Below are 24,718 nucleotides of genomic sequence, written 5' to 3'. Positions count from 1 at the left end.
GTCATGGATCGAACGGATCAATTGCGCGCCTTTATTCAGGTGGCGGAAATGGGGAGTTTTACCCGCGCCGCCGATGTGTTGGAGTGCCCGCGAGCCACGGTCTCCCTGGCGATACAGCAGCTGGAATCGGTGCTGGGAGTGCGGTTGTTTCATCGCACCACCCGACGTGTGCAACTGACACCGGACGGGCTGTTGCTGTTGCCGCGTGCCCAGGCACTCATCATGGATTGTGAAAACCTCGAGGTGATGTTTCGTGAGCGTCACGATGCCATTGCTGGCCGCCTATCGATTGACGTGCCAAGTCGTGTGGCGCGGCGTATGTTGGCACCGGCGCTACCGCAGTTGCTGCACCGGCATCCGCGGCTGGATGTGGTGTTGGGGAGCTCGGATCGACATGTGGATCTGGTGGCGGAAGGGATTGATTGTGCACTGCGCTTCGGCACACTCAGTGATTCCAGCCTGGTAGTCAGACGGCTGGGGGAGGCCGTTATGGTCAACTGTGCTAGTCCCGGCTATCTCGAACGGGTCGGTGGCCTGCCGGATCTGGCGGTACTGTGCAATGGGCATCACCAACTGGTGGGGTATGGCTCATCGTCCAATGGACGTGATCAGATTTTCGATTTGATCGAGAATGACGAACCCCGGCAGATAAGCCTACCCAGCCGTGTTCAGGTGAACAATGCCGAGAGCTATATCGCCTGCTGTGAGGCCGGATTGGGAATCATCCAGGTGCCGCGCTTCGATGTTGAAGACCTGCTGGAACAGAGCACTCTGATTGAAGTGCTGCATGAATGGCGTGCGCCTCCCATGCCTGTATCAGTTGTCTACCCGCATCGGCGCCACCGGACATCGCGGATCGATGCCTTCATCGAGTGGCTGGGGGAGTTACTGGCACCACAACTGTCGGGATAACCGCGGTGCCAGGCAAGTACGGAGGCTCTGTCAATCCGGCGAAGGTGTGCGGTAATGGCCGGGGACGGTGACTCGATCACCATTGGGTAGCTGCCTGACATGGGTGGGAACGTATACGCGCTTGATGACGCTCTTGCTGTTGTTGGTCATGCTGGGCCTCCTGCAGAATGGGAGAGTGCTGCTGGGCGACGATGTCGATGTACGACGGGTGCCCATATCGATTGATGTGGCGCGGGCTCTCGTCGGTCTTGTGGCCGACGGCGGTACTTTTCTGTGCCGCAACCAACCCAACACAGATGCTTGTCGGGTCAATAAATGAGAGTTTCTTGCGTCTGTCAACGGCTTTTGTTTGCTGTGGGTGACACCATACTCTCGAATGTGCATGGATTCGAGGAGTGGGAATGATTTCAGGTGATGGCACGATGACTTGTAGCTCAGCCCCAGTGATTGAAGTACGTGATTACCCTGATCGCCCTCTGTCGGATCGGCACAGTTTTCAGCTGCTGCTTGGTCAGGTCGGAATGGTGGAGCTGGAAGTCGGCGGGCGCCCGGTGAGGGTCAGTGAGGGCATCGTGGCGCCGGTGGCCAGTGGTAGCTGGCATCACTATCTGGCGCCTGCGGACAATCGTATCCTGGTCCTCGACCTGCCGGTCGACTGGTGTGAGGCGCTGGATCTGGCGGCCTTGTTCGATACATCGTGTGATGCATCCCGGAGTGGTGGCTGGCAGCTTCCCGAGGTGCTGTGCCGACAGGCGTCGAAGCTGCACCAGCATCCGAACATCGCTGTCGACTGGCTGGAGCAGGTGACTCGTTATCTCGGAGAGCATTCGGCGGCCAGATTGTCGAGGCCAAGGCTGAGCCTGCTTCGTTTGTTGCCTTCTCTACGACGCGAGCCCGGCAGGCGTTGGCAGGTCGCCGAAATGGCGGGGCTCTGCCATCTTTCCGAGGCAGCTTTCGCCAGACAGTTTCGGGCCTTGACGGGGCTTTCACCACATCAGTGGCTCAAGAGAGAGCGACTGAGCGAAGCGCGTCGCCTGATGCTGGAATCTTCCTCGGCGGCTCTAACCGAGATTGCACTGCACTGTGGTTTTCATGACGCCGCGCATTTCTCCCGTGCCTTTCGACAGGAGCAGGGCTGCTCGCCGCGGGAGTGGCGTCGGCAACAGGTCAGGAATTGACAAGTCTGGGTGTGGAGTTTGCTTCAGACTGGAACGATTGAACCGAAGGAATCGTCTTCCGCATGTCCTCGACTTCCCGTTCCAGACCGTCACCCCGCATACCTGCTGAACGGCAGCGTACCAGAGCCACTCTGATCGGCGCGACGACCGTCGCCAACTGGGCGCTGCTCGCGGTATTGACACAAGTGAGTGGCCCGGTGCCGCCCTTTCAACTGACCGCCATGGCCTTTGCCATTGCGTTCGTCTGTTTCGTTATCTGGCTGATCTGCAAGGGAGAGTCTCCCTTCGCCGCGATGCGGCAGCCTTTCCCGGTCTGGGCATTGGGGGTGATCGGGCTGTTCGGCTACCACGCCCTCTATTTCGTGGCCCAGCAGAATGCACCACCGGCCAATGCCGGCTTGATCAGCTATCTGTGGCCGCTATTGATTGTACTGTTCGTGGCACTGTTGCCGGGAGAGCGCCTGCGCGCCATTCACGTTATCGGCAGCCTGCTCGGACTGGGTGGCGCCGCGATGTTGATCGGTGGGGATGTCGATGCCGGCGGCAGCCTGGTGGGTTATGCCGCGGCCTTCGCCTGTGCCTTTCTGTGGAGCGGCTATTCCGTGCTGTCGCGGGCCAACAGCGGCGTTCCTACCGCCGCCGTTGGTGGCTTCTGTCTGGTGACCGCTGTTCTGGCTGCGATATGCCACCTGCTGGTCGAACAGACCCACTGGCCCGAGGGTATAGGCTGGCTGGGAGTCATCGGTCTCGGCCTTGGACCAGTGGGCAGTGCCTTCTTTACCTGGGACATTGGCGTGAAGCAGGGTGACCTGCGCCTGCTGGGACTGCTGTCCTACTTCACACCACTGCTGTCGACGCTGGTGTTGATCGCTGCGGGCTATGCCTCGCCATCGATCTGGCTGGCGGGGGCAGCAGTACTGATTACGCTGGGGATGTTGATCGGCAGCGGCTGGATCGGGAGGCGTCGGGGTAGGTTGAAGTAACCCCGGTAGTCAACCTGGTAATCAACATCAGTGCCTTGTGTCTACACCGGGCAGCCGAGCGCGCGCAGCAGATCATCGATCCGCTCCTCGTCACCTCCCCTGGCCGCGTTGACCTGACGGATGCGCTCCTCGCGGGCGGCATGCTGGTGAGTCTCGTCCAGCAGCGAGGACAGCCGCTGACGGGGGATACTGACCACACCATCGGCATCGCCGAGAATCAGGTCACCGGGCTGGACCGACATGCCCGCGCAGCAGATCGGCACATTGACCTCACCCGGCCCGGTCTTGCTGGGGCCTCGTGGGGTATGGCCCAGCGCGTAGATGGCGGTTCCACCTTCGGCCCATTCGTTGAGATCACGAATGACACCATTGATCACGAAGCCTCCCAACTGGCGCGCCATGGCGGTGGTGCGCATCAAGCCTCCTACCAGGGCCTGGGTGAGGTCTCCCGCCCCATCGATGACGATGACATCACCGGGTTGAGCCATCAGCATGGCCTTGTGGATCAACAGGTTATCGCCTGGTCGGACGCGTACGGTAATGGCCATTCCACATAGGGTCAGCGTCGGATCGCCGTGATAGGCCTTCAGCCCGATGGCGCCGCTCAGTCTGCCCATGCAGTCAGCGGCATGTGCGCTGGGCACCGTGCGGAACTGCTGCACCAGGGCTTGCGGCAGTGATTCGGGGCGTGGCCGGACGGCAAAGCCTGGTGGCCATGAGCGGGTCTTCATCGAGAGGTAACCTCACTGGAGTCGGTAGCGGGCAAGTCGCAGCGGCAACGGCTGAGTGCCGCCAGGCGTTCGGGGCTGACCGGGTGCTGGCCATCAAGGGAGTCCAGCCAGGTCAAGGCATTGTCGACGGCGCCTCTGGCCATCTGGGCCAGTGCCTCGGGGGTGGAACCCGCGACGTGGGGAGTGAGCAAGACGTTGTCGAGTTGTCGCAGTGGACTGGACTCGGCAAGGGGTTCACTGGCGAAGGTATCGAGGCCAGCGGCGGCAATGTGGCCGTTGCGCAGCGCTTCAGCCAGCGCCTGTTCGTCGATCAGCTCGCCGCGGGCGGTATTGATGATCACAGCGCCCGGCGGCAGTTGCGCCAGACGTCGGGCATCCAGCAAGGGCGGGGCACCGAGCTGGGCCGGGCAGTGCAGGCTGAGCAGATCGCATTGCGGCAGCAGAGTATCCAGGTCGGGTTGCAGGCTGACGCCGAAGGCGGAAGCCTGCTCTGACGTTACCATGGGGTCCACAGCGAGCACGCGCATACCCAGCGCCGCGGCGACGCGGGCAACACGGCGGGCAATCTGCCCCAGTCCGACCAGCCCCAGGGTGCGTCCGCTGAGCTCCATGCCATCCCCGTCACGCTGCCAGCGACCGGCACGCACATGGCGATCGAAGCGCGCCAGGTGTCGAGCGCAGGCCAGCATCAGCCCGAGGCTGAACTCGGCAACCGCCTGACTGTTGGCGCCGGGCGTGGAAAACACCGCCACCTGATGCCGCGCCGCCGCCGCGAGATCAATGTTGCTGATGCCTACGCCGTGCTTGGAGATCACCTTGAGAGTGGGGCAACTGGCGATCATAGCGGCGTTGAGTGTCATGGTTCTGGAGATGACCGCGTCCACCGGGTGACACTCCAGCATGCGCGCCAGGCTCGCAGTGTCGCTGATGTCTTTGAGGAACAGCACTTCACACTGACGCTGATGCAGAAGGTCGAGTCCGGCTGGAGCCAGGCCTGGAGCGGTGACGAGTACGGTATAGGGCATGGCGGCCTCGACAGGCAGGTGCTGGGTAAGCTGCGCTGTCAGCGTCCTGAATCGGCGGACAGGCGGCGTGGATGACGCCATTATTGACGTGCGCTGTGCGGTAATACTATTTTCTTTTTATCCATGTTTGATAAATAAAAGTGATGAATAAAGGTAATCAATGAACGAGCGTGATCTACGCTACTTCTCGGCCATCGTCAGGTACTCCAGCATGCGCCGGGCCGCCGAGCGTCTACATATTTCCCAGCCGGCATTGACCAAATGTATCGGGCGGCTGGAGGAGCAGCTGCATGCCCGCCTGTTCGAGCGCAAGGGACGCCAGGTGGTACTGACACCGATCGGCGAAGTCATGGCCCGGCGCTGTAAGCTGATTCTGCAGCACATCGACGAGGCAAAACGCGAGATCGGCGAGTATGCGGAGGGCGTGCAGGGGCACATTCGCCTGGGCGTGGCGGCGACCCTGACCGAGTTTCTGCTACCCAACGCGCTCAGTGAGCTGCTCGAGCAGGCGCCAGGGGTCACGCTGTCATTGACAGTAGGCATGAGCGATGTGCTGCGCGAGGGGCTGTTGCGTGATGAGCTGGATATCGTACTCAGCCCGGTGGTGGCAGGAGAGGATTTTGACTGCATACCGATCGTCGAGGATGAGGTGGTGGTAGTGGCCAGTCGTGATCATCCGCTGGCGCGTAGTGTCCCGACACTGGAGCAACTGAACGACTATCAGTGGATTCTGCCCAGTGGCAATATGGCGACCCGCCGCTGGCTGGAGCAGACCTTTGCTGATCATGGCTTGCCATCGCCCAGGGCGCAGATCGAGGTCAGTTCGCTGGCATTGATGCCACGCCTGATCGCCAGTACTCATCTCCTGAGTTTCCTGTCGCGGCGCAACCTGCATAGTCCACCGTTCAGTGATTCCCTCGTTGAGCTGTCCTTCCGGGAAACCACGCTGCACCGCCATTTCGGCATTATGACGCGGCATGACGGTTATCTTTCCCCCGCTTGCCTGAGTCTGATGACCTTGCTGAAGGACCGTGGTAAACAGCTGTATCGTGGTGATTGATAGCTATAAGTAATCTTTTCGTTAATATTTGTCCTCTTAGGTTAACATTAAGGTCGAATGTCAAATTCCTCTCGAGTGCAGGATGCTCTGTAGGTAGCCGCCGATAGCCTGTCGGTGTGGGTGCCTGCCGCAGGTCGTGGTCAGTGCACAGAATGCAGAGCGGAGAATGACAATGAACGACTCGCGACTGACCTTGATGATGGCCTGCGTTGCCGGGCTGACCATGACAGCGCAGGTGCATGCCTATGCGCCAGGCAACAAGGTGGAGTGCATCGCCCCCAGCACGCCGGGTGGTGGCTGGGATTTCACCTGTCGCAGTGTCGGTGAAGTGCTCTCCGACCTGGATCTGGTCCCACGCTCGGTGCAGACCATCAACATGCCGGGAGCTTCCGGTGCGGTTGGCTTCTCCCATGTATTGAGCAAACGTCAGGGCGACAACTCACTGCTGGTGGCGACGTCCACCGCTACCGCCAGCCAACTTGCCCTTGGTCGCTACCCGGGCAGCGAAGAGGATGTCACCTGGATCCGCGCGCTGGGCAGTGACTATGGGGTGATTGCGGTATCCAGCGACAGTGAATATGACTCGCTGCAGCAACTGATGGATGCGATGGTCGACAACCCCAAGTCCGTTACCTTCACTGGCGGCAGTGGTGTGGGTGGTTGGGATCATCTCAAGGTGCTGCTGCTGGCCCGCGAGGCGGGCGTCGAGCCGCTCAACCAGATCACCTGGCTGGCCAGCACCGGTGGCGGCAGTTCTATCACCCAGATCATGGGGGGCCATGTGGTGGCCTATTCCGGTGATCTCACTGAAGCTGCAGGCTTTCTAGAGTCCGGTGACCTCAAGGTACTGGCAGTGCTCGCACCGGAGCGTCTCGAGGGCGAGTACGCAGATATACCCACCGCCAGCGAGCAGGGATACGACGTTACCGGAGCCAACTGGCGTGGCTTCTACATGCCCGGCGATATTTCCGACGAGGCGCGGCAGTACTGGATTGACGCGATGGATACCCTGTATGTCAGTGAAGAGTGGCAGCAGCGCATGGTCGACTCGGGGCTGATGAAGTTCCATCTCAGTGGCGACGAGTTCACGGCGTTCGTCAGTGACCAGGTCCGTATCATGCGTGAGCTTTCGGCGGAAATCGGTCTGCTGGAACAGTAACCGGTTTGGTACGCCATGACCGACGGGGGTCAGGCGTGCCTCAGTGCCATGACCGGATGTCGGAGAAGCATGCACGCTCTGGCATATGCTATGTTCGTGTCCATGATCGACGTCCAACCCGGTGACAAGCATGGTGCATGATTCAAGGCAACGTTGGGAACGGCTTGGTGCGGCGCAACGCCGTACCGAGGAAATCTATGTCACCCTCCGCGATCGAATCTGTCTGCTGCACTACCAGCCTGGCGCCAAGCTCAGTGAGTCCGAGCTGGCCGCCGAGTTTGGTGTCAGCCGTACGCCGATTCGACGTTCGTTGTTGAGACTGGAGCTCGAACACCTGGCCGAGCGTCGCCAGGGAATGCAGACCGTGGTGACCAGTTTCGACTTTGCCTCGCTCAAGGATGTCTACGTCATCCGAATGATTCTCGAGGAGCAGCTGGACCGTTTATCACCTGCTCCGCAGTGGTGGAAGATCGAGGAGGGTTATCGGGCGCTGCGCCAGCAGTGTGAGCCGTTGATGGAATCGCCGGATCTCGAGACTCTGGGCAGGCTCCACCTGGCGCTGCAGCACGAGCATGCCGGCATCATCGAGAATGATCGCGCCCGCGAGATTCTGATGCAGCTGTATTTCCAGATATCTCGGATCTGGCTGTCAATGGTACCGCGCATGGATTGGCGTAGTGAGGTCGAATCGGTGGCCAACGAGCTCGACCAGTCACTGGAGGCCATCAAGCAACGCGATATCCGGCAGCTCGGGCGGATCCGCAAGGAAGCCATCGAGGCCAATGTCAAACGGCTGGAGCGGTTGGATGCGGAGCTTGAGCTGGAGGCTACCCGGGAAGGGTGACCAGGTCACCCTGTACTGGAAACAGCGATATCTTCTACGCCATTAGTCTCGATAGTGCTTCAGCACACTAATTAATTCCCGGCCATTATCTATCTGAAATGGAAAACTAAAACTCGATAAAAAAGTGCACAGCCAATCACTGGCTGTGCACTTTTTTTATTCTCGTACTTGACCTCCCAGTATTGCTCTTCCATCTTGGATCCAAGTTTAAAAAGGCATGTTATGGCCTGTGACTCAGGTCTCATGGGTTGGAGTTGCGGCATCGGTCTGGCCTGGATATGCCTGCCTGGCGAGGGGAGCACCGGCCAGGTTGCCTGGCTCGTAACTTGTATCAAGATGCTGCTCCAGCGGTGGCGGAGTATGTCTTGAGGTGAACGAGTATGTTCTGAGGTGAAGAGGTTGATGACCTCCAGGGCCTGCAACAGCAATCAGTGCTTCCGACAACAACAACTTATGGAGGTCTGGCGTATGAACAAGCCAAGCTTGACGATCAATCACAGGATAACCTGGCCCGCGCTACTGATTCTTGTGATCTATTGCATACCCATGGTGGTGTGGCAGGAGGAGTCGCTGGGTGTCCTCAACGCCATCTTTGCCGTCATCGTCGACTATGGCGGAAATTTCTATGTGTGGTTCTCGATCCTGATGACCCTCGCCAGCCTGTACTTCATCTGCACGAAGTACGGTAGCGTGGTGCTGGGCGCACCGGACAGCAAACCGCGTTTCGGATGGGGCGCCTATCTGTCAATCATCGTCGCCATGGGCATTGGCTCGACCATCATGCGTACCGGGGTCATTACCTGGGCGCCGATCGCTCAGGCACCACCGCTGGGGCTTGAGCCGCTGACCGAAAGTGCGTTGGCCTTTGGTAATGCTTATGGCATGTATCTGTGGAGCTTCCAGACCTTTGCCATCTTCTCCATGGGGGCACCGGCTATCGGTTATCTGCTGTATGTGAGAAGAACCCCAGTTCTGCGCATGTCAGAGATCTACCGTTGTATCTTCGGCAATCGCTTTGTTGATGGGGCCGGCGGCATCGTGGTCGATATTCTCTTCCTGGTTGCCATTGTTGCCGGGGCGGCAACTTTCCTGGGGTTGGGAACACCGATTGTCACAGCGATCGTGGCCAAGATACTTGGTGTAGAAAGTAGCTTTGCTCTCACCTTTTGCGTGACCCTGGTGTGGATCGTCCTGTTTACCGCCAGTGTCATGCTCGGGCTGGAAAAGGGTATCAAGGTGCTCAGTTCGGTCAACATGTACGTGGCGGCGATGCTCGGCGTGTTCATCATCATTGCTGGCCCGACCACCTTCATCTTCGGCTTCTTCTTCGACACCCTGGCCAGCCTGGCCAGTAACTTCCATGCCTTTGTGATCAATACGCCGGAACCGCCGGGCGTGGAAGGAGCCTTCGATGTGCAGCGCTACACCATCTTCTGGTGGGCTTATGGCGCGACCTGGTCACTGCTGCACAGTATCTTCGCCGCCAAGATCTCTGAAGGTCGCACCATTCGTCAGTTGCTGCTCTCCTATCTGTTGGCGCCGTTGGCACTGGCCTGGATTGCCACAGCCATTCTCGGTGGTCTGGGGGCAGGAGTGTTCAGTGATGGCTCTGTTCCGGTGATGGAGATCCTCAATGACAAGGGCCAGATGGCGGCGATTGCCGAGATCGTCGGCTCAGTGACCGGTGGTCTGCTGACGCTGGTGGTGTTCTCGATCCTGACCATGACCTTCTTCGCCACCACCCTCGATTCCACCACCTTCTCGGTCTCCGCCTACACCGACACCAATGACATGCACAAGCAGGATCCGTCCGGCAGCATCCGCCTGATGTGGTCACTCATCATCTCGGTCATCGCGCTGGTATTGATGAAGGTCGGGGGCCTGGCTCCGCTGGAAGTGACTTCCGGTCTGCTCGGCCTGCCCATCGTGTTCATCCAGCTGTCGGCGGTCTACGCGGCGAAGAAGATGATGGATGAGGACGAAGCCTGGAAATATAACGTCCGTGGTGCGCCCACCAGGGTGACATCCAGTGGGTCTGCAGAATGAGAAGGTGGTTCGTGATGGCCATCGAGATGAGTGAGGTTGCAGGATGACATTGACAGTATTCCCGCCGCAGGAGTTGGCAGACCGTTTGCGTTGCGTGCGCAGCGAGATGGAGCACAGGGGAATGGATTGTCTGCTGGTATCCAAGCCAGAGAACATCCTCTACCTCGCGGGTCTCGACCACCTGGGCTACTTCGCTCTCCACGTGCTGGTCGTCCCTCTGGAGGGGCGCCCCGTGCTGGTCACGCGAGAGATGGAGCGTGCGACCATCGAGGACCAGCAACTGCAGGTGGAGTTCGTCGGTTTTTCCGACAGTGAACCGGCCGAGCGTTGTATCGCCGGGGTCATGCTGGAACTTGGCGTGGGCCCTGGCGTGGGTATCGAAAAGCAATCCAGTGGCATGCCGGTTGCTGTTTACGAGGGCCTCTGTGGTGAGCTGACGTCCATGCGGTCGCTGGATGCCAGCGGACTGGTGGATCAGCTGCGTTTCGTCAAGTCACCACTTGAGCTGGAATATATGCGGGCAGCGGCGCGGGTCACCGATGAAATGTTTGATGCCGCGATGCAGGTGATCCAGGTAGGGGCCAGTGAAACGGATGTTGCCGCAGAAGTGCATCGGCGCATGGTACTGGCCGGTGGCGAGCCTCCGGGGTTCACTCCCTTCATTCGCCCTGCCTCCCGTATTCATCAGGAGCATACGACCTGGAGCAATGAGCGGCTCCAGCATGGCGACGCCCTGTTTCTCGAGATGTCGGGCTGTGTTGGACGCTATCACGCGCCGGCGGGACGCCTGGTGCATCTGGGGCAGGCGCCGGACTCTGCCCTCATCGCCAGTGAAGCCTGTGAAAACGCCTTCCAGTCGGTGGTCGATGTGCTGTGTCCCGGCAATCTGGCGCGCGATGTCTATGCGCAGTGGCAAACCTCGGTGGAGCAGTCCGGTATTCGTGATTATCGTCGCCACCACTGCGGATACATGGTGGGTATCGGTTACCCACCGTCCTGGACCGGTGGCAGCCAGGTCATCGGTTTGCGTAGTGACAGCGATATGCGCCTGGAGGCAGGCATGTCCTTTCATATCCTGTCGTGGATTCTCGGCTCCAACATCGGCGATTGCTTCCTTTCCAATACCGTCGTCGTTACCGAGCAGGGGGGGGATGTACTGACCCATACACCGGTCAGGACTTGTCTGTGAACAATCATGCCGTATCCGGGTGGCCGTATTTCAGGTTGCAACGAAACCCGGCAGGCCAGAACGCACTCGGGTCGTGCCGCCAATATCATCCCCGGCTGGGAGTCTTTACATGAGCCGATATTCTCTCGCCACTCTGGCAAGACATGCGTGGCGCAGTAATGCCCACTGGCCGGAAGCACTTCCCGAACGTCCCCTCAAACCGTCCTACGATGCGGTAATTGTCGGCGCCGGTGGACATGGTCTGGCAGCAGCATGGTACCTGGCCAGCCAGCACGGCATGACCAATATCGCGGTGGTCGACAAGGGCTGGCTGGGTGGGGGCAACGTGGCTCGCAACACGACCATTGTCCGCTCCAACTACTTTCACCCGGCACGACGAGCGATGACCAACCGTGCCCTGGAGCTGTGGCGAGGGCTCAGCCAGGAGCTCAACTACAACGTCATGTTCAGTCCCAGAGGCATCATCAACCTCGCGCACAGCAGCTCGCAGATGGATGATCTGGCCCGGCGCGGCAACGCCATGATGGTCGATGGTGTCGGGGCGGAACTGTTGTCGGTGGAGGATATTCGCCGACGAGTACCGATACTGGATACCGATCCACAGGCACGTCATCCAATTGTCGGCGGCATGGTTCAGCATGAGGCGGGAACCGCACGTCATGATGCGGTCGCCTGGGGGTACGCGCGGGCGGCCATGGCGCTGGGCGTTGATATCTTCCAGAACTGTGAAGTCACCGGCATCGAGACTCGAGAGGGTCGGGTTGAGTCGGTCAACACTGGTCGCGGGCGCATTGCCACGCCACGCCTGGCGCTCTGTGCGGCAGGCGGGACCAGCCATCTGGCACGCATGGTCGGTCTGACCATGCCGCTGGAAAACCATCTATTGCAGGCTTGCGTCACCGAACCGGTCAAACCGGTGCTCGACTGTATCGTGACGCATGGTGTGCACAACTTCTATATCAGCCAGACCGACAAGGGGGAGCTGGTCCTCGGTGGCGATATCGACGGCTACAACAACGCGACCAGCGTCGGTGATCCCCGTACGTTCGAGGAGATCGCTCGGGTCTGTCTCAGCCTGTTTCCCGGTTTCGAGCAGTTGCGCGTGATGCGGACCTGGGGAGGCGTCGTGGATATGTCGATGGATGGCAGCCCTATTCTGTCGCATACCTCCATTGACGGCCTCTACGTCAACGCTGGCTGGTGTTATGGCGGATTCAAGGCAACCCCGGCGGCGGGCGAAGTGCTGGCGGCGATGATTGCCACTGACACCACTCCGTCGCTGGCAGCGGAGTTTGGCCTTGATCGATTTACCACGGGAGCCGTGGTCAGCGAAGAAGGCCATGGTCCACGTCCCTGGATGTACCACTGACGCTGCCATTGGGGCCGGTGCCTGAAGCGCATCGAGACAAGTCGACATCCGGATGGCCAGGAGAGAGTCCATGTTACGCATACCTTGTCCGTTCTGCGGTGAACGGGATTACACCGAGTTTGCCTTCTGGGGTGATGCCAGCTTTCCTCGCCCAGCGGATCCGCAGGAGCTGAGTGATAGCGAGTGGAGCGAGCATCTATTTCATCGTGACAACCCGGCCGGCCAATACCTCGAGTACTGGCACCATGCGCTGGGGTGTCGAGGCTGGTTCATCATCCAACGTGATACGCGCACTCACCTCATATCTCCCGTATGTCGTGGTGGGGAGGGAAGGTCATGACCCAGAAGTTTCGCATCGGCAACGGACACTCCATTGATGTTCGGCAGCCGATTCGCTTTCGTTTCGACGGGGTCGAGTATTCGGCCTGGCAGGGGGATACCCTGGCGTCAGCGCTGTTGGCCAATGGCGTGGATGTGGTGGCGCGCAGTTTCAAGTACCACCGCCCGAGGGGCATCTTCAGTGCCGGCGTCGAGGAGCCCAACGCACTGGTTGAAGTGGGCGAGAAGGGACGGCACCACCCCAACCTTCGGGCCACGGAGGTCCTGCTGCATGATGGTCTGGAGGCGAGGGGCCAGAATGCCTGGCCTTCGGTACGCTGGGATATCGGCAGCATGGCACAGCTTGTGGCTCCATTGCTGGGTGCAGGGTTCTACTACAAGACCTTCATGCGCCCTGCCTGGGCGTGGCCATGGTATGAGACTGCCATTCGGCGGGCTGCCGGGCTGGGACGGGCACCCTCGCATCCTGATGGTGGTCGCCACGACAAGCGCCGTCTGTTCTGTGATGTATTGGTGGTGGGGGCCGGTCCTGCAGGTTTGATGGCCGCGCTTGCCGCTGCGAATGGAGGTGCGCGTGTGTTGATCGCCGATGAGCGTGACACACCAGGTGGCCTGCTGCTTGATGACAGCGTGACCCTCGATGGAATGCCCTGCCATGCCTGGGTCGAGTACATGGTGACTCGACTCGAGACCATGGCCAATGTGCGGCTGCTGAGGCGAACCACCGTTCATGGTCGTTATCGCCATCACCGTTATCAGCTTCTCCAGCGTGATGAGCAGGGAACGCTACTGATCGCCGTCAATGCTCGCCATACCATCATGGCAACGGGAGCCATCGAACGGCCTTTGATGTTCCCGAACAACGATGTACCTGGTGTCATGTTGTCCGGCGCCGTGCGTCGTTATCTGCGGGGCTATGGTGTGGTGCCGGGGCTGCGTCCGGTGATTCTGACCAATAACGACAGTGGTTATGCCTGTGCTCAGGCACTGTGCGAGGCGGGCATTACACCAGTGGCCATTCTTGACCAGCGAGAAGAGGTGCCGAGTCATTCACCTGGTCCGATGGATGGGCTGGCGGAAGTCTCATGCCTGGCCGGGGTACGCATCAAGGCGGTTCATGGGCGCAAGCGCATCAAGCGGATCTCGCTGGAATCGGCTGGAGTGGAAAGACATATCGATTGCGATCTGCTCTGCGTGTCCGGTGGCTGGACGCCGACCCTGCATCTGCTGGCCCAGGGTGGACTCGACAATCAGCGGGTGGTATTCAGTGATGACTGGGGGGCCTTTGTGCCCGTCGAAAGCATGTCCTTGCCTGACCTGACTCCGGCGGGGTCTTGTGCTGGTGTTGCCGGGCTGGTGGATATTCTTCTCAGTGGGCGGGAGGCCGGAATAAGGGCGGTGCAAGGTCTGGAGTCGAAGAGTGCTGTCCGACTTCCGGCGATCCCCTGTCCGGTATTCGCCTGCACCGAGACCAGCCCTCTGGTCAGTGGCGTAGGCAGCAACGAGGTAGGCGAGGGTGCAAGCACCTTTGTCGATCTCCAGCATGATGTCCAGGTCAAGGACCTGGAACTGGCTCTGCGCGAGGGATATCGCAGCATCGAGCACGTCAAGCGCTATACCACCCTGGGCATGGGGACCGACCAGGGGCGGACCAGCAACATCAATGGCATGAGCATCGTGGCGCAACGGTTGTCGCGCCCGGTCGAAGAGGTGGGTACCACAACCTTCAGGCCGCCGTTCTCACCGGTACCGCTGGGAAGTCTGGCGGGGCGTGAGAGTGGCGAACGCCTGGATGCCACCCGCTATTCGCCAATGCATGACTGGCATCAGCAGCATGGTGCGGTGTTCATGCCTTCGAGCCTCTGGGTACGCCCCCAGTACTATCGTTTACAAGAGCAGTGTCTACATGGGCGGCGCCTACAAGTTGAGCGTCAACCTGATCGAAGTCGACTGAACCAGCATCAAACAGCGGCAGGTCGTGCGGGCGAAGGTACCGAGACGCTGCATGAGGCTGCGTGCCGCGAGGCTCGAAACGTGCGCGAGCGTGTTGGCATTGCCGATGTCAGCACGCTCGGCAAGATCGAATTGCAGGGGCCTGATGTTGCCGAGTTTCTTGATCGAATCTACCTCAACAATCCCGGCAAGGCCCCGCTGCACAAAGCGCGCTACGGTCTCATGCTGCGCGAGGATGGGCGGGTTTTCGATGATGGCACCGTGGTACGCATTGCCGATCAACGTTTCCTGATCAGCACCACCACCGTCAATGCCGGTGCAGTGCTGGCGCATCTCGAGTTCCACCAGCAGATGGTCTGGCCTGAGCTGAAGGTGATGATCGAGCCGGTGACCGAGCAGTGGGCCGTCGTCGCGCTGGCCGGCCCTCGCAGTCGAGAAGTGTTGGCACGTACCTTCCCCGATGACGATGTCAGCAATGAGGCCTTTCCTTTTCTTGCCTACCGCGAGACGACTTTCGATGCCGGGCCCGCGCGTCTGTTTCGAATCAGTTTCTCTGGAGAGCTGGCCTATGAAGTTGCCGTTCCGGCGGATAATGGCCTGGCCTTGTGGCAACGCCTTCTCGAGCAGGGCGCGGACCTTGGTATCGCGCCTTATGGACTGGAGGCGATGGACTATCTACGCATCGAGAAGGGCCACCTGATTGTGGGTGCCGACATCGATGGTCGTGTGACGCCCATGGATATCGGCATGGGTGGCATGTTGCGTGGTGAGAATGACTGTGTGGGGAGGCGTTCACTGGCACTCCCCGCGCTGTCCGATAGGTCACGCCAGAGGCTGAGCGGTTTTCGCTCCTGCGATGGGCACTCGGCTATTCCTGCGGGAGCGCAGTTGCTGCTGCGCCCCTGGAGCGGAGAACCACAGCGGAGTCTGGGGAGGATCACCTCACCGGGGTATAGCGTGATGCAGGAGGACCCGATTGCGCTGGGGCTGGTGGAGCCTGTGGAGAAGGGAGCAACGTTGTATGCCGTTGCTCCGTTGACTGATCAATGTGTCCAGGTCGAAGTGACCGACACCGTGTTCCATGACCCGAAGGGAGAGCGTCTGCGTGCCTGATCCGCAACCCAGGAAAGTACCGGGCCCGGCTCCCTCCACCGTCGTTGAAGGAACCCCGGCGACAGCACTGGCGGGAGTCTCGAATATCCTCAGGAATGGGCTTGGCATGGAGGTCGATGCGCCGCAGCAGATATTGGCGCTGCAGGGGATGTCCCCTGCGTTATTGGATGAATTGCTGGATGAACTGTTGGATGGGTCAGAGGGTGAGCTGCATCAGCATCAGCATCAGCATCAGCATCAGCATGGTTACTGGCTGGCAAGCGGGCCGCAGCGCGGCATGCTGGTGCTGGAGTCAAGAGCGTCGTCAGCGTTGGTCGAGCGCCTGCAGCAGGATGCTGGTCTGATGGTGACCGACGTGAGTCATGGTTGGTGTCGTCTGCGGCTGTCCGGTGGTGCTGTGCGAGCGTTGTTGCAGGGCGATATCAGTGCGGAACTGTCGATACATGCCTGGCCTCCGGGCCAGGGACTGGCAACGGCATATCGAGGTGTCGCGATATTACTGTATGGCCGCGCCGAGGCAGACATCGAGCTGTTCGTGCAGCGCAGTCTGGCACGATCAGTGTGGCAGTGGTTGGAGGATGCCATCGAGGGCGCCAACCATGGACTCGAACTGGAGCCATCCACGACGGGGACGGGGCTGGCTACAACGATATCAGCCGAGAAGGTTGCCAATGAAGACCGAGGTGGTTTGCGATGAACAAGAGCACTGACGGTTCCTTGAGCATGCTGGCCAGTGACAATGCCTCGGGTGTACATCCTCTGGTGCTGGAGGCACTGGCCGAGGCCAATCACGGGCACAGTCTCGGCTATGGTAATGATCCCTGGACGGCACGAATGGACGAGTGCTTTCGCGAGACCTTCGGTGGCCATGTTGAAGTCTTCGCGGTGACCACTGGCACCGCTGCCAATGTGCTGGCGCTCAAGGGCATGCTGGCCTCGCATCAGTCCATCATGTGCAGTGATGTTGCTCACCTGCTGGTCGATGAGTGTGGGGCTCCCGAGAATGTCATCGGCAGCAAGCTGGTCGGCATTCCATCACCGGATGGTCGCCTGGATCTGGCCGCTGTCGAGGCACATCTTCAGAAGACCGCAGGCATCGTCCATCACAGCCAGCCGGGCGTAGTCAGCCTGACGCAGGTGACGGAGCGCGGCACTCTGTATCGGGCCGAGGAGATCGCTGCCCTTGTGGATCTGAGTCGGCGGCATGGGTTACGGGTACACATGGATGGGGCTCGACTGGCCAATGCCGCCGTCGCGCTGGGCCTGACGCTGCGTGAGCTGACCACTGAACTGGGTATCGATGTGCTGTCATTCGGTGGCACCAAGAACGGTCTGATGATGGCCGAGGCAATCGTGGTTCTGAATCCAGCGCTGGCCGATTCATACGGTTTCATCCGCAAGCAGGGCATGCAGCTTGTTTCCAAGCAGCGCTTTCTTGCCGCTCAGTTCCTGGCCTATTTCGACAACCAGTTGTGGCAACGTAATGCCGAGCACGCCAATCGCATGGCGGCTCTACTGGCCGAGAGCCTCCAGCAGTATCCGTCGGTCCAGCTGAATAGCCCGGTGGAGGCCAATATGATCTTCGCCACCTTACCGGAGGACTGGGTTGAGCCGTTGCAGCAGGTCAGCTATTTCAACCTGTGGAATGCAGCGACCAGTGAAGTCCGTCTGATTACCGGTTTCGATACGCGGCACGAGGACATCGAGCGGTTTCTCGCGGCCGTGGCAGATCTCGAGCAGCGCACCGTCTGAATCACCAATGGGAGAGCGGAAATGAGTCTGATCGAACAGCGCAACCCCTTCACCAATGAAGTGGTATTCAGCCGAGAGAGTGAGACTTTCGAGGCGGTCAATGCACGTATCAACAGAGCCCAGCAAGCTTCTCGTCTGTGGCGGTGTCGCTCGGTCGGGCAGCGCTCTCAGGTGCTGATGCAGGCCCTGGACTACTTCCGAACTTACCGTGAGACGATCGCCGAAGGGGTAACTCGGGAGATGGGCAAACCCATCAAGGAGGCGCGTGGCGAACTCGACTTCATGATCGAGCGCGCCGAGTACATGTGTCGCTTTGCGGCGGATGGCGCTCTCGATGCACATTCGCTGGCAACCTACGCCGGTGAAGACTTCAGTGGTCGGCTCGAGTCCCGAGCCAAGGGAGTGGTCTATGTCATTACGCCCTGGAACTACCCGCTGTTCTGCGCCATCAATGGTGTTATCTGCGCATTGCTCAGCGGCAGTGCGGTGGTGCTGAAGCACACCACCACTCCCTCGGTTGGTGAGCATTTCGAGCGTGCCTTCGGCAGCCTCGATGGTATCGATGACCTACTGGTCAATATCACCGTGGACTTTGCCGTATCGGCGCAGGTCATCGAACACAGTGACATCAACCACGTGGTCTTTACCGGCTCGGTCAAGGGCGGCCAGACCATTCAACAGAGTGTTGCCGCTCGTGTGTTCAATGAAGTGCCGTCACCTTTCATCGCCAGTTCGCTGGAGTTGGGCAGCTCCGATGCGGCCTACATTGCCGAGGATGCCGATCTCGAACATGCCGTGCTGTGGGCGGTGAAGATCGGGCGCCTACACAACAGTGGTCAGTCGTGCTGTGCCGTCAAGCGTGTCTATGTCCATGAAAGTCGTTATCGGGACTTTATCGACCGGGCCCGGAAAGTGATGGAAGCGGAAGTCTGCGGTGACCCCATGGCGGAGGGAGTGACCATGGGGCCGCTGTTTGGTGGGCCTGCGGCGGTGGAGTCGCTGGTGGCGATGGTCCGCGATGCCGAGAATGCTGGCGCACGAGTCATCTGTGGTGGTACCACCGAGTCACACAGTGAGGCGCTGTTCCTGAGCCCTACACTGATTGCTGACGCTACGCCGGATATGCGCGTGCTCCGAGAGGAAACCTTTGGCCCGGTGCTGCCGGTGGTCTCGGTGCCGGATGACGCGGCGGCCATCCGTGAAGTCGACCGCAGCGACTTCGGGCTGACCGCCTCGATCTTTACGACTTCCCGTGAACGAGCGGAGCGTTTTATTGCGGCCTGTGACAGCGGTACCGTCTACGTCAACCGCTGCAATTTCGTTGATGCCCGACTCGGCTGGATTGGCCACCGGTGCTCAGGCAATGGGTCGATTGCCCTGTCGCCGTTGGGCCTCGCTGCCTTCAGTTATACCCGTTCGGTGAATATTGATCCGTCAGCACTGAGGTAAGCCCTGACGTCGGGGCAGAGCCGGTGCTCTGCCCCTGGCTACTCACTACTTGGCACTTGCCACTTACCTACCTTGCGAGGCGCTGAATGAGATTACGCGCTAAAGGCATTGAGCCGCGCAGGATCCTGTTTTACATGAATAACGGCTGACCCATCCTCGGCAAGCGCAGACTCGATAGTGCTCTCGACACTGTCGGTGTTGTCAATGGTATAGCCGCGTACACCAAACGACTCTGCCCACGCGGCGAAATCCGGGTTGGTCAGCGATGTTGCTACCTGTCGCCCCGGGAACAACTTCTCCTGGAATCCCTTGATGGTGCCGTAGACTGAGTTGTCCACGATGATGATCTTGATGTTGATGCCATGATGTATGGCGGTGGCTAGTTCATTACAGGTCATCAGTGCTCCACCATCACCGAGGAAGGCGATGACCATTCTTTCCGGGTGACGCATGCCGGCGGCGACAGCAAATGGAACTCCGCTGCCCATGGCACCGGAGGCGCTGGCGAGCAGGCGTTGCTCCTCATGAACGGTCAGGTAGCGGTGAACCCAGGTGGCGAAGTTGCCGGCATCCAGGCAGAACAGGGCATCCGGACTGGCATTTCTATTCACTGCAGTCACAACGGCTCCCGGGTCGACGCCACACTCGTTGGCGTTGGGGGAGTACTTGCCCAGCGAGTGATAATTGCCGCTCAACTCGTCCAACCACGTCTGGCGTTCATCTGTTACCGTCGGGGCGGGTAGCTTGCCGAGCTCGGCCAGGAAAGTGCCGCTGTCTGCCACAATGCCGATCCGCGGTACGATATTGCGACCGATCTGGTCCGTATCGGGGTAGACATGGATGACATCCTGAGCTGGAACGGGAGCTGCCGGAAAGCGATAGCCTTGGGTGCTGATGTCGCCAAGACGGGTTCCCACCGCAAGAATCAGGTCTGCTTGCTCGAGGCTTTCTGCCATGAGAGAAGGCATGACGAATCCGACCTGACCGACCCAGTTGGGATGGTCATTGGCCATGACTTCCTGCTGCTTGAAGGTGCCAAGTACGGGCAATCCCCATAACTCGGCGACTCGGCGTAGAGCTGCCTTTGACTCAGGGGTATTGATCTGGCCTCCCGCCAGCAATAGAGGACGTTTCGCCTCACTCAGCCGTTGCTGGATGGCGTTCAAGTCGGTGATGGTAGGGCCGGGCTTCAGTGGGACCGGTAGCGGTAGAGGAGCGTCAACTTCGACATCATCGGCCAGCATGTCTTCGGGCAGAACAACAACGACCGGGCCAGGAGTACCATTGGTGGCCAGCCTCCATGCTTGAGCGACAAGGTCGATTATTCTGTTACCCGAGTGGACCTCAAAAACGCCTTTGGCGATATCGCCGAAGGTCTGTCGATAGTCGACCTCCTGGAAGGCGCCACGGCCCAGTTCTTCACGAGTGACGTGGCCGATGAAGGCAAGTAGCGGGACGCCGTCCTGCTGAGCGGCATGTAGGCTGATGGCCGCGTTCATGGAGCCGGGGCCGCGGCTTGTGAACAGTACCCCCGGGCGCCCCGTGAGTCGTGCGTCGGCCACTGCCATGAATCCCGCGCCACCTTCGTGGCGGCAGGCAATTACCTCAACGGTTGGATGCTCGTACATGGCATCCAGCGCGGACAGGTAGCTTTCCCCGGGCACGCAGAAGATTCGATCAATACCGTTGGAAGAGAGGAACGTTATCAGTGCCTCAGCAGCGGAACATCGCATGGAAACCACCTATGACATATGGGGCGGAGGAAGGAAGGCGACCCTGATGATCTGTCGTCATGATGGGACGCCATTGCTTCCTCGAAAGTCTCAATCAACGAGTGGGTAGACCTAGAATTCGATACCTTCGGCAACCCTGGTCAGGTTAGCTTCATTCTCGGACAGAAAGTCTCGATACTCCTGTCCTGCGAGGAAGCTCGGTTCGGAGCCAAGTTCGTTGACCAAGGTAGTCCGAAGCTCCTCGTTCTCCAACGCTGCTTCGAACGCATCAGCAAGAATATCGATATGTTCCTGTGGTGTTCCCTTGGGGGCAAAAATTCCGCGACTTGTGGCTGATTCCATATCCACGCCCATTTCGTGGAATGTCTTGATATTTTCCAGGGCACTGCCACTCAGCCGCTCGGAGTGTGCAACACCAAGTGGGCGGAAGGTGCCATCTTCATAGAACGAAGAGCAGCATGCGGCGTTGGTGATGGTGAAGTCGACTTCCTTGGCCATCAGTGCCGACATCTGCTCCGTTGTGTCTGGATAGCTGATGAGTTTTACATCAGAGGTGTCGATCCCCATGGCGTCAAACATCTGCATCCAGAAGAAGTGGTCCGTCGAGGTCGGGATCATGCTGAATTTTACTTCGCCCGGGTGATCCTCGATGTACTGAGGGATTTCACTGGCATCCTGAACGGGATGGTCAGGATAGGTGGTGGGCATGTTGAAGGTCTGCGTCACACGGGCGACAGGTTCAAAGGCGTCATACGAGTAATCGACCATTCCCGCAATCCTTGAAAGTGCAATGTTGTCGTGGCCACCAAGGATTGTATATCCATCAGGTTCGGCATCCTTTACATGTCTGGAACCCAGCGTCGCTCCTGCCCCGGACATGTTGACCGGTACGATCGAGACACCGAGTTCCTTCTCCGCTTCACGGGCGATCTGACGAAATATGACGTCGGTAGGTCCACCAGCGCCGTACGGAATTATCAGGCGAATATCCTGGTTGGGGTAGTCATCCGCCATGGCGGTAAACGGAAACACGGCAGTGGAGAGCACAATAGAGCAACCCGCAAGGGTTTTGAGTGAACTGTGGAGTCTCATGAAGCACCTTTTGTGTTGTGGTTGTTTGTATGTTCTTGCTGTCTGAAAGAAGCAGGTAATGGAACTGTGTTCGTGACGTATGGTTCTCTTGGTAGTGGGGGGTGCGCTACTGATTTATCGCCATTTTTTGTTGAATTCTTCGGTTCTGGTACAGAGAGACAATGACGGATATTACGGCGAGTACCAGGAAGGTTGCCGAGAGTGGGCGTGTCAGGAAGGTGAGCCAGCTATCGTCCAGGTCCAGGGCACGGAACAACTGCTGTTCGAGGTTGTTGCCCAACACTACGCCAAGGATCAGTGGAGTCAGTGGCACCTCGGCCTTCCATAGCAGGTAGCCCACAATACCGAACCCGAACAGGACCCAGATATCGAAGAGGTTGTTGTTCAGGGCATAGGCACCGATGGCGCATAGCATCAGTACCGCAGGCACCAGAATCTGTTGCGGAATGAGTGCTATACGGGCAAACCAGCGCACCAGCAGCAGTTGGCACAGCACCATGACGACGGCTCCGACCAGCAAACTGGCGTAGATCGCCCCGACCAGTACCGGGTTCTGCTCGAACATCAGCGGCCCGGGCGTGATGCCATGCAGGATCAGTACGCCCATCATGATGGCCATCGGCAGATCGCCTGGAATGCCCAGCGCAAGGGTTGGAACAAATGCACCGCCTGCAACAGCGCTGTTGGAGGCTTCAGAAGCAATAATCCCGCCCGGTATCCCTGTGCCGAAACGCTCGGGGTGACGAGAGAACTTTTTTGCCTGGTCATAGCTGATGAAGTTGGCCACGGTGCCGCCGGTACCCGGCAGGGCGCCGATCAGGCTACCGATCAGTGAAGAGCGAACGGTGTTGACCTTCTGGGAGGCTATGTCACGAATGATGCGGCCGTAAGGAATGGAAATGTCGGGTATAACCTCTTGTCTAGCGGTCTTCTCCTCGCGAAGCTTTTCAATATTATCCATCAGTTGGGAGAAGGCGAAGATACCGATCATTACCGGGAGGATCTCGAATCCAGAGCTCATCACCGGTAGATCGAAGTCGAAGCGTAGGTTGCTGTTGCGATCATAGCCGACGGTCGTGATCAGCAGGCCCAATGCTGCAGCCAGCATCCCCTTGAGAAGGGCGCCATTGGACAGTCCTGCGACCAGCGTCAACGCAAAGATGATCAGTGCAGATATTTCCCATGGGCGGAAGTTCATGCTGAAACTAGCCAACAGTGGACCGAAGAAGACCAGCACGGCCACGCTGATGACGGTGCCGATGAAAGAAGCTGCTACGCCGATGCCCAGCGCTCGCCCCGGCTCTCCTCGCAGGGCCATGGGATAGCCGTCGTAGACGGTAGTGATCGATGAGGGAGTTCCGGGGATGCCGAGCATGACCCCGGACACGATACCTCCCGAGTACCCACCAACAAAGACACTGACCATCAGCGAAACGCCACTGACAGGGTCCATGGCAAAGGTGAAGGGGAATACCACCAGAATCGCCATGGTGACGGTAAACCCGGGTACGCTGCCGCCGATGATGCCGAATAGCACGCCAATCAGAATCAACAGGAGCACAGAAGGGCTGCTGACCAGGGCGAACGCATGAAGAAAGAAATCAGCCATGTAGTTCTCCAGGTAACATGTACTACTCCAGATGCATTACGACGGTCAGGGCAGCCAGATATTGAGACCGAAATGAAAGGTCACGTAGATCAGAGACGCGAGAGTCACGCTGACGCCAAGATTAATGATCCACTTCCTTCGGGTATCCACGCCCAGCAGCAGGGCCAACGAGGCCACCATGAATGCCATGGTGGAGACGAGATAACCGAGCACCGGTAGCACGAGAGCGTAGAGGCCAAACAGAGCAAACAGAGTCAGTACGACACCGTTCTTTTTCAGCCACTGCATGGCTGTACGGCGCTCATGAGCTTGTGACGATTTGCTGTTGAAAAGTGACCGCAGCAGGATCAACACAGAGAGGATGGCGATAACCCCCAAAAGGATTTGGGGGAACATCGCTGAACCATAGGTCTGCCAGCTCGTCGGTGGCCGAATGTTGCCCGACTCGACGTATAGAATGGCCACCATGATCAGCATGGCAAGTGCCAGAGCGCGATCTTTGGTTATTGTTGGCATGGAATGTTTCTCCAGTACTGCGCCTGGCGAGCATGCGCTTCTGGCGGCAGTGATCTTGGCAGGGGTGGCAAGTCTGGATGGTCAGCGGATAGGGGACTCCCTGGTGTCTGTTGGGTCAGAGCAGCATCGATCTCTGGTGAAGAAGGTAAGGTGGGGGCGTGTGATAAGCGTCATGTCGAAACACCTTTGTTGTTGTCAGTCGCGTGCAGAGGGGGCAGTTGATCGCTCTGGTGTACTGCAATGCAGGAAAGAGTGACCTGGCGACACTTTGTCAATATTTCGTTTTTTGATAAAAAAATCGATTATGTGCGTCTGACTATAGAAAGCCACGGAAGGTGGCGTCAACCCTTCTTTTTTCGACCATCTCTATTCGTGGGAGCTCATGTCACGCTTGGGAGAGGGCGGTGCCGCCGTCGGCCATCAGGCCGACGCGAGACCGCACCACACCAGCAGATCCGCGCATCTGCGCCGGTGTGGTGCGGACGAAAATCAAATCGATCAGGATTAGCTATTTGATTGCCATGTTGATAAGTCAGGTTGCTGGAGCCAATTGTGGTGCACGTCATGCCTGAATCGGCAAACAAGGTCGGATTGATGGCGGCCAGAGAGTGATAAATTGGTTAAGCCGTGTAATGCCCATGCATCAGGGGTGACAGAGCACTGCAA

General features: G+C 59.0%; 21 protein-coding genes. 15 read left to right on the top strand and 6 right to left on the bottom strand.

All coding sequences use genetic code 11. The annotated features are described in order from the left end of the window. Positions 1–3 precede the first annotated feature (3 nt). The 3 genes from BUE38_RS15155 (at position 4) to yddG (ending at position 3,073) form a co-directional block, all read left to right on the top strand. Positions 4–912 (top strand): LysR family transcriptional regulator, encoded by a 909-nt coding sequence (locus BUE38_RS15155; protein ID WP_073436077.1) that lies wholly within the window; start codon positions 4–6, stop codon positions 910–912. A 422-nt stretch (positions 913–1,334) separates the two neighbouring features. Beyond that, complete coding sequence (locus tag BUE38_RS15150; RefSeq protein WP_073436131.1) at positions 1,335–2,090, top strand: helix-turn-helix domain-containing protein; 756 nt, start codon at positions 1,335–1,337, stop codon at positions 2,088–2,090. A gap of 62 nt (positions 2,091–2,152) precedes the next feature. After that, on the top strand, positions 2,153–3,073 hold the full coding sequence (gene yddG, locus BUE38_RS15145; protein WP_073436076.1) for an aromatic amino acid exporter YddG: 921 nt from the start codon (positions 2,153–2,155) through the stop codon (positions 3,071–3,073). A gap of 41 nt (positions 3,074–3,114) precedes the next feature. Here the strand turns inward: yddG and BUE38_RS15140 are convergent, their stop codons facing one another. After that, on the bottom strand, positions 3,115–3,804 hold the full coding sequence (locus BUE38_RS15140; protein ID WP_073436075.1) for an RraA family protein: 690 nt from the start codon (positions 3,802–3,804) through the stop codon (positions 3,115–3,117). Continuing rightward, positions 3,801–4,829, bottom strand: a complete 1,029-nt coding sequence (locus BUE38_RS15135; RefSeq protein WP_073436074.1) for a hydroxyacid dehydrogenase — start codon at positions 4,827–4,829, stop codon at positions 3,801–3,803. The genes BUE38_RS15140 and BUE38_RS15135 overlap by 4 nt, the downstream gene beginning before the upstream one ends. A 160-nt stretch (positions 4,830–4,989) precedes the next feature. Between BUE38_RS15135 and BUE38_RS15130 the strand changes: the two genes are divergently transcribed. The 11 genes from BUE38_RS15130 (at position 4,990) to BUE38_RS15080 (ending at position 19,102) form a co-directional block, all read left to right on the top strand. Continuing rightward, a complete protein-coding gene (locus BUE38_RS15130) occupies positions 4,990–5,889 on the top strand; it encodes a LysR family transcriptional regulator (RefSeq protein ID WP_073436073.1) in 900 nt (299 codons plus the stop codon). Positions 5,890–6,061: 172 nt separating this feature from the next. Beyond that, complete coding sequence (locus tag BUE38_RS15125; protein ID WP_073436072.1) at positions 6,062–7,048, top strand: Bug family tripartite tricarboxylate transporter substrate binding protein; 987 nt, start codon at positions 6,062–6,064, stop codon at positions 7,046–7,048. Between the two features lie 130 nt (positions 7,049–7,178). Continuing rightward, on the top strand, positions 7,179–7,892 hold the full coding sequence (locus BUE38_RS15120; RefSeq protein WP_073436071.1) for a GntR family transcriptional regulator: 714 nt from the start codon (positions 7,179–7,181) through the stop codon (positions 7,890–7,892). Positions 7,893–8,360: 468 nt separating this feature from the next. Continuing rightward, complete coding sequence (locus tag BUE38_RS15115) at positions 8,361–9,938, top strand: BCCT family transporter (RefSeq protein WP_073436070.1); 1,578 nt, start codon at positions 8,361–8,363, stop codon at positions 9,936–9,938. Positions 9,939–9,981: 43 nt separating this feature from the next. After that, the gene (locus tag BUE38_RS15110; protein ID WP_073436069.1) at positions 9,982–11,127 is read left to right on the top strand and encodes a M24 family metallopeptidase; all 1,146 of its coding nucleotides are present in this window, start codon (positions 9,982–9,984) and stop codon (positions 11,125–11,127) included. A 109-nt stretch (positions 11,128–11,236) separates the two neighbouring features. After that, positions 11,237–12,496 carry a sarcosine oxidase subunit beta family protein gene (locus BUE38_RS15105; RefSeq protein ID WP_073436068.1) on the top strand — a complete coding sequence of 420 codons (1,260 nt, stop codon included), beginning with the start codon at positions 11,237–11,239 and terminating at the stop codon, positions 12,494–12,496. A gap of 70 nt (positions 12,497–12,566) precedes the next feature. Beyond that, the gene (locus tag BUE38_RS15100) at positions 12,567–12,836 is read left to right on the top strand and encodes a sarcosine oxidase subunit delta (RefSeq protein ID WP_073436067.1); all 270 of its coding nucleotides are present in this window, start codon (positions 12,567–12,569) and stop codon (positions 12,834–12,836) included. After that, on the top strand, positions 12,833–15,901 hold the full coding sequence (locus BUE38_RS15095; protein WP_073436066.1) for a 2Fe-2S iron-sulfur cluster-binding protein: 3,069 nt from the start codon (positions 12,833–12,835) through the stop codon (positions 15,899–15,901). The genes BUE38_RS15100 and BUE38_RS15095 overlap by 4 nt, the downstream gene beginning before the upstream one ends. Continuing rightward, positions 15,894–16,598, top strand: a complete 705-nt coding sequence (locus BUE38_RS15090; RefSeq protein ID WP_159438898.1) for a sarcosine oxidase subunit gamma family protein — start codon at positions 15,894–15,896, stop codon at positions 16,596–16,598. Before BUE38_RS15095 ends, BUE38_RS15090 begins: the two co-directional genes overlap by 8 nt. Beyond that, the gene (locus tag BUE38_RS15085) at positions 16,595–17,653 is read left to right on the top strand and encodes a threonine aldolase family protein (protein WP_234987030.1); all 1,059 of its coding nucleotides are present in this window, start codon (positions 16,595–16,597) and stop codon (positions 17,651–17,653) included. The genes BUE38_RS15090 and BUE38_RS15085 overlap by 4 nt, the downstream gene beginning before the upstream one ends. 21 nt (positions 17,654–17,674) lie before the next feature. Next, on the top strand, positions 17,675–19,102 hold the full coding sequence (locus BUE38_RS15080) for an aldehyde dehydrogenase family protein (RefSeq protein WP_073436064.1): 1,428 nt from the start codon (positions 17,675–17,677) through the stop codon (positions 19,100–19,102). Positions 19,103–19,194: 92 nt separating this feature from the next. Here BUE38_RS15080 and BUE38_RS15075 read toward each other — a convergent pair whose 3' ends face one another. The 4 genes from BUE38_RS15075 to BUE38_RS15060 form a co-directional block, all read right to left on the bottom strand. After that, positions 19,195–20,835 (bottom strand): thiamine pyrophosphate-dependent enzyme, encoded by a 1,641-nt coding sequence (locus BUE38_RS15075; RefSeq protein WP_073436063.1) that lies wholly within the window; start codon positions 20,833–20,835, stop codon positions 19,195–19,197. Positions 20,836–20,946: 111 nt separating this feature from the next. After that, positions 20,947–21,927, bottom strand: a complete 981-nt coding sequence (locus BUE38_RS15070) for a Bug family tripartite tricarboxylate transporter substrate binding protein (protein WP_084541971.1) — start codon at positions 21,925–21,927, stop codon at positions 20,947–20,949. Between the two features lie 106 nt (positions 21,928–22,033). Next, positions 22,034–23,536: a tripartite tricarboxylate transporter permease gene (locus BUE38_RS15065; protein ID WP_073436061.1), complete on the bottom strand. Its 1,503-nt coding sequence runs from the start codon at positions 23,534–23,536 to the stop codon at positions 22,034–22,036. A 45-nt stretch (positions 23,537–23,581) separates the two neighbouring features. Then, positions 23,582–24,013: a tripartite tricarboxylate transporter TctB family protein gene (locus BUE38_RS15060; protein ID WP_234987028.1), complete on the bottom strand. Its 432-nt coding sequence runs from the start codon at positions 24,011–24,013 to the stop codon at positions 23,582–23,584. A 421-nt stretch (positions 24,014–24,434) separates the two neighbouring features. Between BUE38_RS15060 and BUE38_RS23370 the strand changes: the two genes are divergently transcribed. After that, a complete protein-coding gene (locus BUE38_RS23370) occupies positions 24,435–24,560 on the top strand; it encodes a hypothetical protein (RefSeq protein WP_268762459.1) in 126 nt (41 codons plus the stop codon). Positions 24,561–24,718 lie beyond the last annotated feature (158 nt).

Origin of the sequence: Halomonas cupida (assembly GCF_900142755.1) — a bacterium.
Lineage (GTDB): Bacteria > Pseudomonadota > Gammaproteobacteria > Pseudomonadales > Halomonadaceae > Halomonas > Halomonas cupida.
Note: the sequence above shows the minus strand (reverse complement) of the source record. Positions and strands in the feature narration are given on the sequence as shown.